Source organism: Mesorhizobium sp. EU05-FHT14A09 (assembly GCF_058790995.1).
On sequence record NZ_JBYTDF010000002.1, the window covers coordinates 150,582 to 166,937 of the forward strand.

Genomic DNA, 16,356 nt, shown 5'->3' on the forward strand with positions numbered 1-16,356 from the left:
GCCTCCCCTGCAACCCACTGCCAGGGCATACTGTCGGGCGCTTCGGTACATGCCGTCGATCGCGTATGGAATTGACTTCCTGGCTGTCCGGGGAATGACTGCCCCGATCGACGTCAGGATGGCACCCTTCGGAGACTCCATGGCACTTTTTCTGGGAAGCGCTGTCGGATTGATGGTTGCCTATCTGCTGGGTTCCATTCCCACAGGATATCTGGTCGGCAAATTGCTTCGCGGCATCGACATTCGCGAACATGGCTCCAATTCCACTGGCGCAACGAACGTGCTGCGAACCCTGGGCAAATGGCCCGCCTTGGCAGTTCTGTGCGTCGATGTGTCAAAGGGTGCAGCAGCAATCGTCCTTGCCCGCTGGTTTTACACCTGGCTCCCCACTCTGCCATCCTTCGCACCGCCTGCAGCAATCGACACCCTGGCCTTGACGCCTTGGGCCGTCTGCCTGTCAGGACTTGCGGCATTGTTGGGACACGGCCGCTCGATCTGGCTGAATTTCACAGGCGGGAAGTCCGCGGCGACCGGGCTTGGTGTCTTGCTGGCGATATCGCTGCCGGTCGGTTTGGGTGCGCTGGCAGCCTGGGGCACCGTTCTGGCTGTCTTCCGGATCGTTTCCCTTGCTTCCATAGCGGCTGCCTTCACCGCAACGGCTCTCGTTTTCTGCCTCGAGCAGCCACTTGCCTATCTATTGCTGATCGTCGTGGGGAGCGCTTATGTGGTTGCGCGCCACCGTGCCAACATTCAGCGTCTTTTTTCCGGATCGGAGCCTCGGCTGGGACAAGATCGAACGAACGCCCAGCGCTAGGCCACCGCAAGCTTCCAAAGACCAGAACAGCTACCGACTCAGCGGTAATTGCGATCGGCTCAGTTCAAGCGCTCGGTCAGCGTGATTGAAACCCTGTCACCGGCTTGTTTGCCGACGGCCTTCAGAAGATCGGCCTTGAGCGGCAATTTGTGATTGCCGTCGCCAAGCGCCATGAAGGAACTCTGGAACGCGACACCATCGACAATCGCGCGAATTCTCACCAGACCCCTCGTTTTGAAGAACTCAGCCGAATGCGGCCAGACAACGTAGGTCCAGCCGCCGGTGGCCGAGCTCCTTTGTATCAACGCATCAAAAGACGTCTCGAGCACTTGTCTCATTTTTCGCTCCCAGGTTTCACCAAGGACGCAAGATGAGAGGCCGCTCCGACGGCGAGTGTAAGATTTTCCAGATCGGAGGGATCCGGGCCTCCAGCCTAGCTGCCAGATTCGACCGCGCCGCCATTCTCGGCCCAGTCCTTGAAACCGCCGAGGTTATAGACCTTCTGGAAGCCCATATCCTTGAGCATCTTGCCGCTCAGTGCCGATCGGCCTCCGGAAGCGCAGTAGACAATGATCGGCCGATCCTTGCGAAGCTCGGCATTGTGATAAGGTGTCTCGGCATCGGCACGGAACTCGAGCATGCCGCGCGAGATGTTGATCGCACCTTTGATCTTGCCGCTGGCCAGGACTTCCGGAGCATCGCGCACGTCAACCACCACGGCATTTTCGTCGGCGATCAGTTTCCGCGCTTCATCTGCGGTAATTTTCGGCACCGCCGCATTCGCCGCTGCCATCATGTCTTTGACGCTGCTTGGCATTTTGTGCCTCCTCCGTAACGAACAGCCCGGAGCCTAGTAGGACAAGTTGAGTCTGGATAGACCATCGAAAGGCCTACGCCCCGAAGACAAATCACCGTCACGTGAAAACGCCCACCAAGACGGTCGATCCTGGCGGGCGTCGATAGGAAAGCCGTGAGGCGGAAGCCTTATTGGTTCGGAACCTGCGGCTGGGCGGGCTGCTGCGTTGTCGGAGCCGTCGTACCGTTTGCGGCAGGAGCCGCTGTACCACCGGCAGGCGCCGCTGGCTGCGTGCCGGCAGCATCACCGGAAGGCGGTGTCGGAGCGGCAGCCGGTGCAGTCGGGACGTTACCGGGTAGCTGATCAAGAACACCCTTGCCGCCTGTCTGCTGCGTAATCGGAGCACGATCCAGGAAGTCGGTCGGTTTGCCGCCGTAACGCGCAACGATCGAAAGGACCAACGAGGTGGCGAAGAAAGCCGCCGCCAGGATCGCCGTAGCACGGGTCAGCGCGTTGGCAGCGCCACGCGCGGTCATGAAACCTGAACCGCCACCGATACCAAGACCGCCGCCCTCAGAGCGTTGCAGAAGCACCACGCCGACAAGCGCGAGCACGATCATGAGATGGATGACGATCAGGACGGTTTGCATTGTCTACCTTGGCAAAACTGGCGCGGACACCAGCGTCGACCGGTGAACAGGTGGCGGCTCATACAATGCTTTCGTGGCATTTCCAAGCCCGGTGCCCGAATATGGGGATCGGGGTTGCCTTTGCAACCGCCGAACGTTTCCTACAGACTCCTGTAAGCCTCGGCGATACCGAGAAAATCGGCTGCCTTCAGGCTGGCACCGCCAACCAGGGCGCCATCGACATTGGCAACGCCCAGCAATTCCACCGCATTGGAAGGCTTGACGGAACCACCATAGAGAATGCGAATCCTGGCGGCTTCGGCAGCTCCGAGCTTTTCGGCAAGTTTCGCCCGGATATGGGCGTGTGCCTCGGCAACATCGCCAGCCGTCGGCGTCAGGCCGGTGCCGATCGCCCAGACCGGCTCGTAGGCCAGGATCGCGTTGGCAGCTGTCGCGCTTTCAGGCACCGAGCCGGTTACCTGTCGCGATAGCACGTCGAGCGTAGCGCCCTGCTCGCGCTGCTCCCGGGTTTCGCCGATGCAGATGATCGCCACGATGCCTGCTCGCCACGCCGCCTCCGCTTTGGCATGGACCGCAGCATCATCTTCGCCGTGGTCGGTGCGACGCTCGGAATGCCCGACGATGACGTGGCTGGCACCGGCGTCCTTCAGCATCTCCGCGGAAATGTCACCGGTATGCGCACCATTTTCCCTGGCATGGCAATCCTCACCGCCAACCTTGATCGGAGTGCCCGCAACCGCTTCAGCAGCACGCGACAGCAAAGTCGCCGGAACACAGACCAGCGCGTCCGTTTCGGTGTCAAGGCCGCTCATGAAGCCATAACCGATCGAACGCAGTTCGCCAAGCGAAGCGGCGGTTCCGTTCATCTTCCAGTTGCCTGCCACGAGGAGACGTATACCTGGCGTCATTCTGCGGTTCTCCGATCGTTCTGTCCGGGCCTTCCCTACCAAAAACAGGCCACAAAGCAATCGACAGTAGGCTTGAAGGACGCTATTGCGCTTGGCTTACTTCAAATACGGACAACATCATGCTCTCTACATTGCGAAGCGCGGCGGGAACCTGGGTCGCAAAAGCCCTGCTCTCCCTCTTGGTGATCAGCTTCGCTGTTTGGGGTATCTCCAGCCGCATGATGGGCACCATCGCCGGGCACCATAGTGTGCTGACGACAGGTGGCACGTCTGTTTCCGTAACGGAATACCGCCTCGCCTACGATCGCGAGCTCAATGTGATGTCGCAGCAGTTCGGCCAGCGGCTGACGCGGGAACAGGCCAAGGCGCTCGGTGTCGACAACCGCGTGCTCGTGCAGTTGGTCTCCGGCGCCGTGCTTGACGAACAGGCACGCAAGCTCGGCCTTGGCCTTTCCGAGGACCGAGTTGCCGAACTCACCCGCGATGACCCTGCTTTCAAGGGCGGCAACGGCCAGTTCGATCGCCGGCTGTTCGACTATGTACTGCGCCAGATCGGCATGCGGCCGGAAGACTATCTGAAGAACCGTGTGCAGGTTGCGACCCGCCAGCAGATCGTCGAGGCCGTGTCCGACGGCATGAAAGCCCCGGATACGTTCCTCAAGGCCGTCGCGCTTTATCGTGGCGAAGATCGCACCATCGACTATCTGGTGTTGCCGAAAGCGCTGGTCGAGCCGATCGCGGCACCGTCCGACACCGACCTGAAGACCTATTTCGAGGCCAACAAGAAAAAATACGCCGCCCCGGAATACCGCAAGTTTTCCTATGTCCGCCTCGAGCCCGAGGACATCATGGATCTGTCCGCGGTAACCGAGCAACAGATCAAGGACGACTACGAGAAGAACAAGGCCCGTTACACGACACCTGAAACACGCACCATCGAGCAGCTCGTCTTCAAATCGCCTGAAGCGGCAACCGCCGCATTCGATTCATTGCGGAGCGGCGCGACCTTCGACAAGCTGGTGACGGCGGAAGGAAAGACGCAGGCCGACACGCTGCTTGGTACGCTGGCCAAGGACAAGATCGCCGACAAGGCCGTCGCTGAAGCCGCCTTCGCGCTCAAGGCCAATGAGGTCAGCCCCGTCGTTCAGGGTGCCTTCGGCCCGGTGCTGCTTCGCGTCACCGAAATCAAGCCGGAAGTGGTGAAACCGGTTGCCGAAGTGTCGGATCAAATCCGCAAGGAACTGGCCGTCAACGAAGCGAGCCGCATCCTGCTCGACACCCATGATTCCTACGAAGACGCACGCGCCGGTGGTTCCACCATGCAGGAATCCGCCGACAAGCTGAAACTGAAGGTGGTGCCGATCGAGGCCATCGATCGTACCGGCCAACGCCCGGATGGTACAGTCCTCGCAGGCCTGCCGGAATCGGTATCGCTCATCCGCGCAGTGTTCGATGCCGAGCAGGGCATCGAGAACGAAGGGCTGACGACCGCCGACAATGGCTATGTCTTCTACGAGCTGAACGGCATCACCCCTGCCCGTGACCGCACGCTGGACGAAGTGCGTCAAAAAGTGGTCGCCGACTGGACCGAGGCTGAGGCAGAGAAGCGGCTTACCGCCAAGGCCGACGAACTGGAAAAGCGCGTCAAGGCAGGAGCCACCCTCGACACCGTCGCCGGTGAGCTGAAGCTCGAAAAGCAGACCAAGCGCGGCTTGAAGCGTGAAGCCGATGACGCAGATTTCGGCAAGGAGGGCACAGCGGCTGCTTTCGCCATCGCCGAAGGTGGTTCGGGCATCGTCTCGGCTCCCACAGGCACGGCCAAGATCCTGTTCAAGGTGGCGGAAGTGTTCGAACCGGCTGCTGCCGATCCCTCGGCCGTTCCTGACGATGTCAAGAAGTCGTTCGCATCCGGCATGTCGGACGATCTCCTCGAGGAACTGGTCGCGCAATTGCAGTCGCAGTTCAGCGTCAAGGTCGACCAGGTGGCGATCGAGCAGGCCCAGCAGATCCAATGAGTGCGCTGAAACCCCATATCGCCAAGGTTGCAGCAGGCAAGACACTGTCCTTCGAGGAAGCGCGCGAGGCCTTCGACATCATCATGTCGGGTGATGCCACGCCCGGCCAGATCGGCGGTTTCCTGATGGCGCTGCGCGTGCGCGGCGAAGCCGTCAGCGAGATTTCCGGCGCGGTGGCGACCATGCGCGACAAGATGCTGCGTGTCGAGGCACCAGCAGGTGCGGTCGATATTGTCGGCACCGGCGGCGACGGCTCGCATTCGCTCAACATTTCCACGGCCTCCGCCTTCGTCATCGCGGGCGCAGGCGTGCCCGTGGCCAAACACGGCAATCGCGGCCTGTCTTCGCAGACCGGCTCGGCCGATGTGCTGACCGGGCTCGGCATCAAGATCGACCTGACGCCAGAAGCGATCGGGGATTGCATCGCCAAGGCTGGCGTCGGCTTCATGTTCGCGCCATCGCATCATCCGGCCATGAAACATGTCGGCCCGGTGCGCGGCGAGCTTGGCACCCGCACGATCTTCAATCTGCTTGGCCCCCTTTCCAATCCGGCCGGCGTTGGCCGCCAGATGGTTGGTGTCTTTGCGCCGGAATGGGTCGTTCCGGTCGCAGAAGCGTTGAAGGCGCTGGGAGCCGATCATGCCTGGGTCGCCCATGGCGATGGCTATGACGAAATCACCACGACTGGCGAGACGGATGTGGCCGAACTGGTCGGCGGCGCGATCCGTACTTTCAAGTTGACGCCGGAGGCGGTCGGGTTGAAACGCCATAGCAAGAAGGATTTGCGCGGCGGCAACGCCAGCTACAATGCCGAAGCCTTGCGCAAGCTGCTTTCCGGAGCACCGGGGGCCTATCGCGATACCGTGCTCATGAACGCGGGCGCAGGCCTTGTGGTCGCCGGCAAGACCGCGACACTGGAAGACGGCGTGAAACAGGCCGCAGCCGCGATCGACACCGGCAAGGCCAAGGCGGTGTTGGAAAAACTGGTCAAGGTTTCCAACGAGTAGGTCAGGATCGAACGATGGCCGATATCCTGCGCAAGATCGAGGCTTACAAGCGCGAAGAGATCGCCGCTGCCAAGGCGCGTCTGCCGCTGGCCGAGCTCAAGGCACGCGCCGCCGATGCCGACCGTCCACGTGGCTTCCTGGCCGCACTGGAGGCCAAGCGTGCTGCCGGGGCGTTTGCGCTGATCGCGGAGATCAAGAAGGCAAGTCCATCCAAGGGATTGATCCGAGCCGACTTCGATCCACCCGTCCTTGCGAAAGCGTATCAGGCCGGCGGTGCCGCGTGCCTTTCGGTTCTGACCGATTCACCCTCCTTCCAGGGTGCGCCGGAATTTCTGACCGCGGCCCGCGCCGCTGTTGCTCTTCCGGCCCTGCGTAAGGATTTCATGTTCGATCCCTATCAGGTCTATGAGGCGCGCGCCTGGGGCGCCGATGCCATCCTGATCATCATGGCGAGTGTCGACGATCGATTGGCGGCGGAACTTGAAGACACCGCCTTCTCGCTCGGCATGGACGCACTGGTCGAAGTCCACGACGAGGATGAGACGCAGCGCGCCTTGAAGCTCAAGTCGCGCCTTCTCGGCATCAACAATCGCAACCTGCGCACGTTCGAGACCAGTCTGGAGACATCGGAGCGGCTGGCGACGATTGTGCCGGCCGATCGGCTGCTGGTCAGCGAAAGTGGCATTTTTACCCATAACGACTGCCGCCGCATGGAAACAAGCGGCATCGGCACCTTCCTTGTTGGGGAAAGCCTGATGCGGCAGGTCGACGTGACGGCCGCAACCCGCGAGTTGCTCGGGCTCGATGCCAGAGCAGAGGCCGTCTGACATGAGCGGAAACGCCCTCACCCATCTCGGTGCGCAGGGCGAAGCGCACATGGTCGATGTCGGCGACAAAGCCGAAACGATCCGCACCGCGGTGGCCGAAGGTTTTGTTTCGATGCAGGCTGCAACACTGGCCATGATCCTCGATGGAAATGCCAAGAAAGGCGACGTGCTGGGGACTGCCCGCGTCGCCGGGATCATGGCTGCGAAGAAGGCGCATGAACTTATTCCGCTCTGCCATCCCTTGCTGCTGACCAAGGTCTCGGTCGATATCGAGCCAGAACACGCCCTGCCCGGCCTGAAGGTCACGGCGCTCGCGCGTGTCACTGGAAAGACCGGCGTCGAGATGGAAGCCCTGACCGCGGCCTCGGTCGCCTGCCTGACCATCTACGACATGGCCAAGGCGGTGGACCGCGCCATGATCATTTCCGGTATCAGGCTGGTGGAGAAGACCGGTGGAAAGTCAGGCGACTACAAGGCGGGCGCCTGATGTCGCTGGTTCCGGTCGAGGAAGCTTTACAACGACTTTTGGGCGATGCGGAGCCGCTCGGGGCGGAAACCGTTGCGCTCGCGGATGCTTTTGACCGGGTGCTGATGGCGCCGCTGGCGGCTCTGCGCACGCAGCCGCCGTTCGATGCCTCCGCGATGGATGGCTATGCGGCGAAGGCTGCCGATGTCGCAACGACACCAACGACGCTGAAGGTCATAGGCAGCGCGCCGGCCGGCCGCGGGTTTCACGGCACCGTAAGCACCGGCGAGACCGTGCGGGTCTTCACCGGCGCCCCCTTGCCCGCCGGCGCCGACACCATCGTCATCCAGGAGAACGTGCGCGATCTCGGCAACGGGATGATCGAAGTTCAGGAGCCCTCGTCCGAGGGACGCAATGTCCGCCGTAAGGGCCTGGATTTCAATGCCGGCGATGTTTTGCTCAAGAAAGGGCGCGTTCTCGACGCCGCAGCGTTGTCGCTTGCCGCTTCTGCCAATCATCCGGCGCTCGCCGTGGTGCGTCGGCCACTGGTTGCCATCATCGCCACCGGCGACGAATTGTTGCTGCCCGGCAGCGCGCCGGGACCTGACCAGATCATCTCGTCAAACGCCTATGGCGTGGCGGCTGCCGCGCAATCCGTCGGCGCGCATGCGCTGGACCTCGGCATTGCCCCCGACAACAAGGACGCGATCGCCGCCGCGGTCCGGCAAGCTGTCGATGCCGGCGCCAACGTGATCGTCACTCTGGGTGGTGCTTCTGTTGGAGACCATGATCTCGTCCACGAGGTGTTGACCGGCGAAGGCATGACGCTGGACTTCTGGAAGCTCGCCATGCGCCCCGGAAAACCGCTGATGTTCGGGCGGATGGGCGCAGTCCGCTGCATAGGATTGCCCGGGAATCCCGTGGCCAGCCTCGTCTGTTCGCAGCTTTTCCTGAAGCCATTGCTCGCGCGGCTCGGCGGAAGGCCTTTCAGCCAGGATATCCGCGAAGCACGGCTCACGACCGACATGGCCGCAAATGACCGCCGCCAGGACTACATCCGTGCCCGAATCGAACAGGATGGCGACACACTGGCGGCGACGCCGTTCGGCGTGCAGGATTCCTCGATGCTGCGAACGCTCTCGGAAGCCAACGGATTGATCATTCGTCCGCCGCATGCGCCTGCCGTCAAAGCCGATTCGATCTGCAAAGTATTGATGCTGCGCTGATCCGACGTTTTGGCTTCGGCCGATGGATAGCCGGCAGAGGCCCTGACCGTCATTCACCAGGGCTCGATGATCGAGTGCTCGCGGATGGCGAGCGGGAGGGGAATTTGGTTCCGAAAGAACAGCCTTTGCCGCCCCCTGCACAAGATCACCGCGATTATCTCGGAGCCGTTCAGGTGCTGGGTCTGGCGGGGCTGTGTGCGATTGGCTCGGAACTGCTGGCAGCTTATGCCGAAAACACTGGGAAAATAGCCGCCGTTCTCTTCGCATTGATTTTCTTTGCAGCACTCTACGGCGCCCCGGCATTGCTCGCGCGTGAAGTCGCCCGTCGACTCGGATGGGGTTGGCCGTCGCTGCTCTTGCTCACGCTTGCGCTGGGTATTGCCCAGGCATGCCTGATTGATCAGTCTCTCTTCAGTCAGGATTATGTCGGATACGAGGGCTGGGCAGAATCCCGGCAGGCGGCTTTTATCCCAGCACTATCCGTCAGTGCAAATCAGGCATTCAATTTCATCATCGGCCACGTAATTTTCAGCTTCGGCGCACCGATCGCGGTTGCGGAAGCATGGCGACCCGATCGTGCCCACAGGCCCTGGCTAGGGCCTGTGGGCATAGCGATTGCCGCTATAGCTTATGCGGGTACCGCGGTGCTTATCGCCTCGGAACCAGATTCCCGCAGTGCCTCGGCGGCACAATTCACCATATCCGCTGGTCTGGCCGCCGCATGTGTTGCAGCCGCGTGGGTTGTAGGAAGAAATTCCCGACTGAAATTGGACCTGGCGAGAGATATCGCGGCGCCCGCCCCGCTTTTCGTCTTTGCGCTGACCCTCCTGCCAGCCCTCGTATTGGCGAGCGATATCTTCGGGGAAAGCTGGGATGGCTTCCTCTTCAACGTCGTTGCTACCGCTGTCATCGGCGGACTCATCTGGCAGCAAGCGCGGCGACCAGGCTGGGATACCCGCCATATCGCCGCCATTGCCCTGGCTTTTCTGGTGAGCAGAGGCGTGCTGGCATTCACCTATTTTCCGCTGGCGGGTCAGGTGGAGCCATTCGCCAAATATGCCCACAATGTCGCCATGATGCTGGCCGTGCTCATAGCCGGCTGGTTTGCATTACGCCGGTCCAAGTCAAAGCAGCCAACTTCCTGATGGGCGTGGCAGACGCATTGCGCGTCAAAACGTGACGTCGCCGGTGACCAATCGGCTACGCCCTTTTTGGCAGGACAAGATCGCCGACCGTATAGGTATGGAATTCACATTTCGAGACGGCATCCAGTTTGCGGAATTTTTCCGCGAACACGGGATCGGAGAAGAACTCCTCGACATTGCCGGCGCCCTGGATCGCTTCGACATTGACGACGGTTTCACCGTCGGTGCTCCTGGCGAGTGTGCTCCACAGAAAGCCCTTCTGGCGTTCGGCGACGTAGTGCACGACATCCTGGATGATGGCGAAAGCTTCTTCCTGCTTCCCCGGATGGGCATGGATAACGTTGACCACGAAGGTCGTCGGCTGCGGTGAGGCCGAAAAGCCTGCGGTGAGTTTGCTCATGAAAGTCTCCATCTGACGATCGCGGCTGTCTTGCCGCGGCGTCCTCTGGATATTCAGGACAAACAGGCAGATAAATATTCTCGCATTCTCATAACTAACGAAGAAAATTCCGCAATTGGACAGACTTGGAACACTCGGCATCTTCGTGCAGGTCGCGGAAGCCGGAAGCTTTATCGGCGCAGCGCAGCGACTCGGCCTCACTGCTTCCGCTGTCGGCAAAGCCGTCGCGCGCCTTGAAAACGAAATGGGTGCCCGGCTCTTTCACCGCTCCACGCGGAGCATGGCCCTTACTGAAGAGGGAAGCTTCTTCCTTGCGACATGCCGGCGCATCCAATCGGAATACGAACAGGCGCAGGTCCAGCTTTCGAGATCGCAGGTGACCCCGCGCGGGCAGCTTCGTGTTTCCCTCCCGCTCGCGGGCATGCTGTTGATGCCGACAATGTCGGCCTTCATGGAACGATATCCGGATATCAATCTCGACCTCGATTTTACCGACCGGCTCGTCGACGTCATCGAAGAGGGCTTTGATGCGGTGATCCGCACCGGAGATGTCGGGGACACGCGCCTGATGAGCCGCAAGCTCGGCACTTTCCGGCATAAGATCGTGGCAGCGCCGAAATATCTCGCCGAAAACGGCACACCCGAGACGCCGGAAGACCTCCTCAAACACCGTTGCCTTCATCATCGCTATGCGAATTCCGGGCGGCTCGAACCCTGGCCCCTCATGCGCGATGGGCGCGATGTGAAACTCGATCTTCCCGTGACCACCGTTGCGAGCACGCTGGAGCCATTGATCTACCTCGCCGAGCGATCTTTCGGCGTCACTTGCCTGCCGCCATTCGCGGTATCGACCGAACTGGCCCAGGGCAAACTTGTATCGCTGCTGACCGATTATCTTGGCGAAACCGGAACCTTCCGCATCCTGTGGCCAACAAGTCGCCACCTCTCGCCCAAGGTCCGTGTCTTCGTCGACTACATGGTCGAAAATCTGTTTGCTGATTAAGTGCGAGCGGCGCGCCTTCCTGGATTCCACGACGCGACCTCGCGGAACAAGAAGCAGCCATCCCCGCCGTTACGCTGAACAAAGGGTCAACAAATTCATTAAACTTTAAATGGTTGCGGAACACAAATGGAACAGATAGTGTTTGTTCCGGGTTTGTTTTTCTGATTCCGGTTCCGTTCCACGGAGGGTGGCGATGCTGACACGCAAGCAACACGAGCTTTTGCTCTTCATCCATGAGCGGCTGAAGGAAAGCGGGATTCCACCGTCCTTCGACGAGATGAAAGAAGCGCTCGATCTGGCGTCGAAGTCGGGCATCCACAGGCTGATCACCGCTCTGGAGGAGCGCGGCTTCATTCGCCGCCTGCCAAACCGGGCCCGTGCACTCGAGGTGCTGCGCCTCCCCGACTCGATCGCTCCTGGCCTCAATGCGGCCAAGAAGTTTTCACCGGCCGTCATCCAGGGCAGCCTGGGTCGCACGGTACCCAAGGAGCCGCAGCGCCTGCAGGCTCCCAGCAATGACGACGACGCTACCGCCGCCGTTTCCATCCCGGTCATGGGACGCATCGCGGCTGGTGTGCCGATCGACGCCATCCAACATCGAACGCATTCGATTTCCGTGCCGCCGGACATGATTTCGGGCGGCGAGCACTATGCCCTGGAAGTCAAAGGTGACTCCATGATCGAAGCCGGTATCTTCGATGGCGATACGGTCATCATCCGCAATGCCAATTCGGCCAATCCGGGCGAAATCGTCGTGGCTCTCGTCGACGAGGAAGAAGCGACGCTCAAGCGTTTTCGTCGCAAGGGTGCCTCGATCGCGCTGGAGGCTGCCAATCCCGCCTACGAGACCCGCATTTTCGGCCCAGACCGGGTCAAGGTACAAGGCAAGTTGGTCGGGTTGATCCGTCGGTATTGAAGCGCGGACCTTAGTCAATTAGCCGGCTATTTATCGTTTTTATGAACGACATCAGCGTTGACGGCAGTCCGGGAAGGTATCTTGTCCGGCCTGCCTTTGGACTTGTACGCCTTTTCCGGCCGCGGCGGTAATCCCCTCGCCTCGCGCGTAAAGCCTCGTTGCATGTGCCAGGGTCGATCCTTGGTATCGAGCGCGAACGAGATATTAGCCGGCTTATCTGCAGAGGCGTTAAACCATACTGCGGCACTGCCGACGCGGGCGAGATCCTGCTTGGTGACAACCACGACTGCGGGATCGTTGCAGGGGTCGGGGGCGGTTGCATCGTCGATGACAATAAGCGACGCAACCGCGCAGGCCGATTTGGCAGACTCGGTGCTGGCGGCCGTCACCACGACGGCACCTGACAGGTGACGGGCAAAGCACAGCCGCCGAGCGCACAGGAATGGCGTTCCGAGGGGCATATCGAGCGCATTTTCAACAGTCAGATCGACGTCACCCGAAACATCTTCGGGTAAGATTGTTGTCTCCAGATTGAGCGCCCTGCGCCAGTTGTCGAACGTAAACGGATTGGGTCGCGCCCTGCTGACCGCTATCTCGTCGCCGCCGATTGGCAGAGCCACAAGGCGCGCGTCCTCGGAGATCAGCACATCGGGTGTTTCGACATTGCCCATCGTCAGCAGACCGGCAAGCGCAAAAGGTAAGGCCAGCAACCGCAACCATGTCGTCGTCATCGCGCCGATGGCGAGCGCGGCGGTGACGAAAAGCACCGATTGCGTCGAAACCAGACCAACACCATCGACAGGCGAGCGCGCGGAAATCCAGTCGGCGATTGCCATCATGACCGTAAGTCCCTTTCCCATCGCATAAAGGAACGGTCCATCGGCGCCAAAGGGCATCGCGAGTGCGCTGAGTACGGCCGCCGGCATGACGACAAGCGAAACCACCGGCATGACGGCCAGATTGGCAAACAGGCTAAGCGGCGACACCCGCTGAAAATGCCAAACCGCGAACAGCGTTGTCGCAAGGCCGGCCACGATCGAGGTTGCGGCCATTGCGCCAACTGCGATCAAAGACTTATGCGCGAGAAAACCAACGAAAGAGCGCGCAGGCGGTGCGGCTACGGGCATCACTTCACGCCGTTGAGCCCAGGCCGCGTAGGCGCCGATCAGCGCAGCGGTCGCTGCAAACGACATCTGGAAAGACGGACCAACCACCTCATGCGGCGCGGTCAGGATGACGATCACCGCCGAGATTGCCAGATTGCGCATCGACAACGCCGCACGATCGAACAGCACCGCGATCAGCATCACCGACAACATGATGAAGCTGCGTTCTGCCGCCACCACCACGCCGGAGATCGCAAGATAGGCGGCGATCGAACAGAGAGCAGCGAAAGCGGCATACTTCTTGACCGGCCGACGCGCAGAGAAATCGGGAAACAGCGCGAACGCCCCGCGCAACAGCAGCATTATGGTGCCTGCCACCAACGCCATATGCAGGCCGGATATCGAGATGATGTGATAGATGCCCGTCCGTCGCATCGCTTCATTGACAGAATCTGGAATACCGGCGCGCACGCCGACGATCAGCGCTGCGGCGATCTCTCCTTCCGGCCCGCCGATCGAAGCACGAATGCGATCTGCAATCGTCTCGCGTGCGGTCTCGACGGCGACAGACAGCCGAGTGGCGAGCGGTGCCGTTTCCTCTCCCGGAGAGACAAGCCTGGGCTTGCCCATGAAGAAGCCGGTCGCGCCGATCCCGTCGAAATAGCTTTCGAAGGAAAAATCATAGCCGCCAGGTCGCACCGGGCCGGCGGGCGGCATCAGTCGAGCGTAGCCGGACACGATCGATCCGGCACGGATATCGGCTGGCATTGCCAGCGCTGACAGCCGTACGCGTTGGGGCTGATAGCGCAGCTTGGGCCGCTCGGTGCGTATGACGTCCAGCGTCAACCGCGTCCGCCCGGTTGCCGTTGGCTCGACGGAGATGACCCTGCCGGTCACACTGGTCGACACCTGTGCTCCCAGCGTATCGCCAGGCATGCGCCATGTCTCGACCTTGCCCGCAAGGATGCCGAGCACGAGGAGCAGTATCGCCATCGCCGCAAGGTGCACACCAGGGCGGGAGCGCGAGAGCAATGTGATGACCGCCAGAACCAGGCTGCTGGCGATCAGTTGCGGGAAGGCCGGTTCTGCATCGAGCCAAAAGTAGACCGTCGCCCCAGTTGCCAGAAAAACCGGCACGAACAGGAAGGCAACGCCACGATCGAACTCCAACGCAACCGCGCCGGCCAACAGAGCGCGCGGATCTCGACCGATCAGCTTTCGCAAGCCTGGCCAGCGGACCATCGGCCATGACGGATCGTCAGCGGGAACGGCTGTGGCTTCGGAACGCAATCTTCGCCGTTCCGCGATCAGATCGTCGAGCGCTGACGGCATTTCGATCGCCGGCGCGTCCGCCGTCACAGCAGTGGCGCCATCGGCGTCAGCCGCAGAAGACGCGAACAGAAGACGCTCGTTGATGCCTTGTTCGGCATCAGCGTCCCCTCGCCCAACCCTCCCCGGTCCAGCCATCGGGCCTGCCCCTTGCGCCCCTGACCTCCTATGCTACATGAACGCCCAAACAACGAAAGTCCGCGCATCTGCGCTTCTCCCCGAGAGTTTCATGTCCGATCAGGTCGTCACCCGTTTCGCTCCCTCACCCACCGGTTATCTGCACATCGGCGGCGCACGCACTGCGCTGTTCAATTGGCTGTATGCCAAGCACACCAATGGCAAGATGCTGCTGCGCATTGAAGACACCGATCGCGAGCGCTCAACCGAGGCCGCCACTGCCGCCATACTGGAGGGGCTGACCTGGCTGGGCCTGACCTGGGACGGCGAGGCTGTCTCACAGTTCCAGCGTGCCGCACGCCATCGCGAGGTCGCCGAGGAACTGGTGCGGTTGGGCAAGGCTTATTATGCCTACGAGACACCTGCCGAGCTCGACGCCATGCGGGAAGGCGCCCGCGCGCAGGGATTGCCGCCGCGCTACAATGGCCATTGGCGCGACCGCGACGCTTCCGAGGCGCCGAAGGGTGTTGCCGGCGCTATCCGCATCAAGGTGCCACGCGAGGGTGAGACCGTCGTCGACGATCTCGTGCAGGGTGAGGTGCGCTTTCCAAACAAGGATCTCGACGACTTCATCATCCTGCGTTCGGACGGCATACCGACCTATATGCACGCAGTCGTGGTCGACGACCATGACATGGGCGTCACCCACATCATTCGCGGCGACGACCATCTGACCAACGCTGCGCGTCAGACCGCGATCTACCGCGCCATGGGCTGGGATGTGCCGAAGATGGCACATATCCCGCTGATCCACGGCGCCGATGGGGCCAAGCTGTCCAAGCGCCATGGCGCGCTCGGGGTCGAAGCCTATCGCGCCATGGGCTACCTGCCCGAGGCGCTGCTCAACTATCTCGCGCGTCTCGGCTGGAGCCATGGCGACGACGAGGTCATGTCGATCGCGCAGATGGTGTCGTGGTTCGACATCGGCGACGTAAACAAAGGTGCCGCTCGTTTCGACTTCGCCAAGCTCGAGGCGCTGAACGGCGTGCACATGCGCGGCATGGAGGATGCGGCACTGACCAAGGTGTTTTTCGACACGCTGCCCCATCTGCCGAATGGCGAGGCGCTGGCCGCCCAGCTGGACGAGCAGAAGAAGGCCCAGGTGCTGCAGGCGATGCCTGGCCTGAAGGAACGCGCCAAGACGTTGGTCGAGCTCGCCGACAGCCTCTATTTCATCGCGGCGCAGCGCCCGCTCCAGCTCGACGAAAAGGCAGCCTCCTTGCTCGATGCTGACGCTAAAGCGGTCCTCAAGGCAGTGCTCGGCCATTTCCAGGCACTCGACGAATGGACCGTCGCCACGACCGAAGCCGCCGTCCGCGCTTATGCCGAGACAGCTGGCGTCAAACTCGGCAAAGTGGCGCAACCGTTGCGCGCCGCCCTCACCGGCCGCAGCACGTCGCCGGGCGTCTTCGACGTGCTGGTAGTGCTTGGCCGGGACGAAAGTCTTGCTCGCATCGCCGATCAAATCGATTAGGAGTTCTGGTCCAAGAACTTTAGCATTGAAAGGTTTCTTTTGCGGTGCAACATTGCCGCCGGATCAATCAGCCCTAATTATTCCGGCGGCTGTAATC

Annotated in this window: 16 protein-coding genes; 10 read left to right on the forward strand and 6 right to left on the reverse strand. The window is 61.4% G+C overall.

Annotation, left to right across the window (positions count from 1 at the left end; translation table 11 throughout):
- Positions 1-139: 139 nt before the first annotated feature.
- Positions 140-814 (forward strand): glycerol-3-phosphate 1-O-acyltransferase PlsY, encoded by a 675-nt coding sequence (gene plsY, locus AC3WTO_RS08040; RefSeq protein WP_492460188.1) that lies wholly within the window; start codon positions 140-142, stop codon positions 812-814.
- 59 nt (positions 815-873) lie between these two features.
- Here the strand turns inward: plsY and AC3WTO_RS08045 are convergent, their stop codons facing one another.
- From AC3WTO_RS08045 to tpiA, 4 genes are all read right to left on the reverse strand, one after another.
- A complete protein-coding gene (locus AC3WTO_RS08045; RefSeq protein WP_492460189.1) occupies positions 874-1,152 on the reverse strand; it encodes a DUF1905 domain-containing protein in 279 nt (92 codons plus the stop codon).
- Between the two features lie 95 nt (positions 1,153-1,247).
- Positions 1,248-1,631, reverse strand: a complete 384-nt coding sequence (locus AC3WTO_RS08050; RefSeq protein ID WP_492460190.1) for a rhodanese-like domain-containing protein — start codon at positions 1,629-1,631, stop codon at positions 1,248-1,250.
- Between the two features lie 167 nt (positions 1,632-1,798).
- On the reverse strand, positions 1,799-2,260 hold the full coding sequence (gene secG, locus AC3WTO_RS08055; protein WP_492460191.1) for a preprotein translocase subunit SecG: 462 nt from the start codon (positions 2,258-2,260) through the stop codon (positions 1,799-1,801).
- Positions 2,261-2,400: 140 nt separating this feature from the next.
- Positions 2,401-3,168 carry a triose-phosphate isomerase gene (gene tpiA / locus AC3WTO_RS08060; protein WP_492460192.1) on the reverse strand — a complete coding sequence of 256 codons (768 nt, stop codon included), beginning with the start codon at positions 3,166-3,168 and terminating at the stop codon, positions 2,401-2,403.
- 119 nt (positions 3,169-3,287) lie between these two features.
- On the opposite strand from tpiA, the gene AC3WTO_RS08065 reads away from it, so the two are divergent.
- The 6 genes from AC3WTO_RS08065 (at position 3,288) to AC3WTO_RS08090 (ending at position 9,854) form a co-directional block, all read left to right on the forward strand.
- Positions 3,288-5,183, forward strand: coding sequence for a peptidyl-prolyl cis-trans isomerase (locus tag AC3WTO_RS08065; protein ID WP_492460193.1), 1,896 nt, complete (start codon positions 3,288-3,290; stop codon positions 5,181-5,183).
- The gene (gene trpD, locus AC3WTO_RS08070) at positions 5,180-6,190 is read left to right on the forward strand and encodes an anthranilate phosphoribosyltransferase (protein WP_492460194.1); all 1,011 of its coding nucleotides are present in this window, start codon (positions 5,180-5,182) and stop codon (positions 6,188-6,190) included. Before AC3WTO_RS08065 ends, trpD begins: the two co-directional genes overlap by 4 nt.
- A gap of 14 nt (positions 6,191-6,204) precedes the next feature.
- Complete coding sequence (trpC, locus tag AC3WTO_RS08075; RefSeq protein ID WP_492460195.1) at positions 6,205-7,017, forward strand: indole-3-glycerol phosphate synthase TrpC; 813 nt, start codon at positions 6,205-6,207, stop codon at positions 7,015-7,017.
- A 1-nt stretch (position 7,018) separates the two neighbouring features.
- The gene (moaC, locus tag AC3WTO_RS08080) at positions 7,019-7,504 is read left to right on the forward strand and encodes a cyclic pyranopterin monophosphate synthase MoaC (protein ID WP_492460196.1); all 486 of its coding nucleotides are present in this window, start codon (positions 7,019-7,021) and stop codon (positions 7,502-7,504) included.
- Positions 7,504-8,709, forward strand: a complete 1,206-nt coding sequence (locus AC3WTO_RS08085; protein WP_492460197.1) for a molybdopterin molybdotransferase MoeA — start codon at positions 7,504-7,506, stop codon at positions 8,707-8,709. The genes moaC and AC3WTO_RS08085 overlap by 1 nt, the downstream gene beginning before the upstream one ends.
- Before the next feature lie 104 nt (positions 8,710-8,813).
- Positions 8,814-9,854, forward strand: coding sequence for a hypothetical protein (locus AC3WTO_RS08090; protein WP_492460198.1), 1,041 nt, complete (start codon positions 8,814-8,816; stop codon positions 9,852-9,854).
- Positions 9,855-9,909: 55 nt separating this feature from the next.
- Here the strand turns inward: AC3WTO_RS08090 and AC3WTO_RS08095 are convergent, their stop codons facing one another.
- Positions 9,910-10,254: an antibiotic biosynthesis monooxygenase gene (locus AC3WTO_RS08095; RefSeq protein ID WP_492460199.1), complete on the reverse strand. Its 345-nt coding sequence runs from the start codon at positions 10,252-10,254 to the stop codon at positions 9,910-9,912.
- Between the two features lie 115 nt (positions 10,255-10,369).
- On the opposite strand from AC3WTO_RS08095, the gene AC3WTO_RS08100 reads away from it, so the two are divergent.
- Complete coding sequence (locus tag AC3WTO_RS08100) at positions 10,370-11,257, forward strand: LysR family transcriptional regulator (RefSeq protein ID WP_492460200.1); 888 nt, start codon at positions 10,370-10,372, stop codon at positions 11,255-11,257.
- Positions 11,258-11,450: 193 nt separating this feature from the next.
- The gene (lexA, locus tag AC3WTO_RS08105; protein ID WP_492460201.1) at positions 11,451-12,173 is read left to right on the forward strand and encodes a transcriptional repressor LexA; all 723 of its coding nucleotides are present in this window, start codon (positions 11,451-11,453) and stop codon (positions 12,171-12,173) included.
- Positions 12,174-12,199: 26 nt separating this feature from the next.
- On the opposite strand, the gene AC3WTO_RS08110 is transcribed toward lexA, so the two are convergent.
- Positions 12,200-14,746: a ComEC/Rec2 family competence protein gene (locus tag AC3WTO_RS08110; protein ID WP_492460202.1), complete on the reverse strand. Its 2,547-nt coding sequence runs from the start codon at positions 14,744-14,746 to the stop codon at positions 12,200-12,202.
- A gap of 91 nt (positions 14,747-14,837) precedes the next feature.
- Between AC3WTO_RS08110 and gltX the strand changes: the two genes are divergently transcribed.
- On the forward strand, positions 14,838-16,259 hold the full coding sequence (gene gltX, locus AC3WTO_RS08115; protein ID WP_492460203.1) for a glutamate--tRNA ligase: 1,422 nt from the start codon (positions 14,838-14,840) through the stop codon (positions 16,257-16,259).
- Positions 16,260-16,356 lie beyond the last annotated feature (97 nt).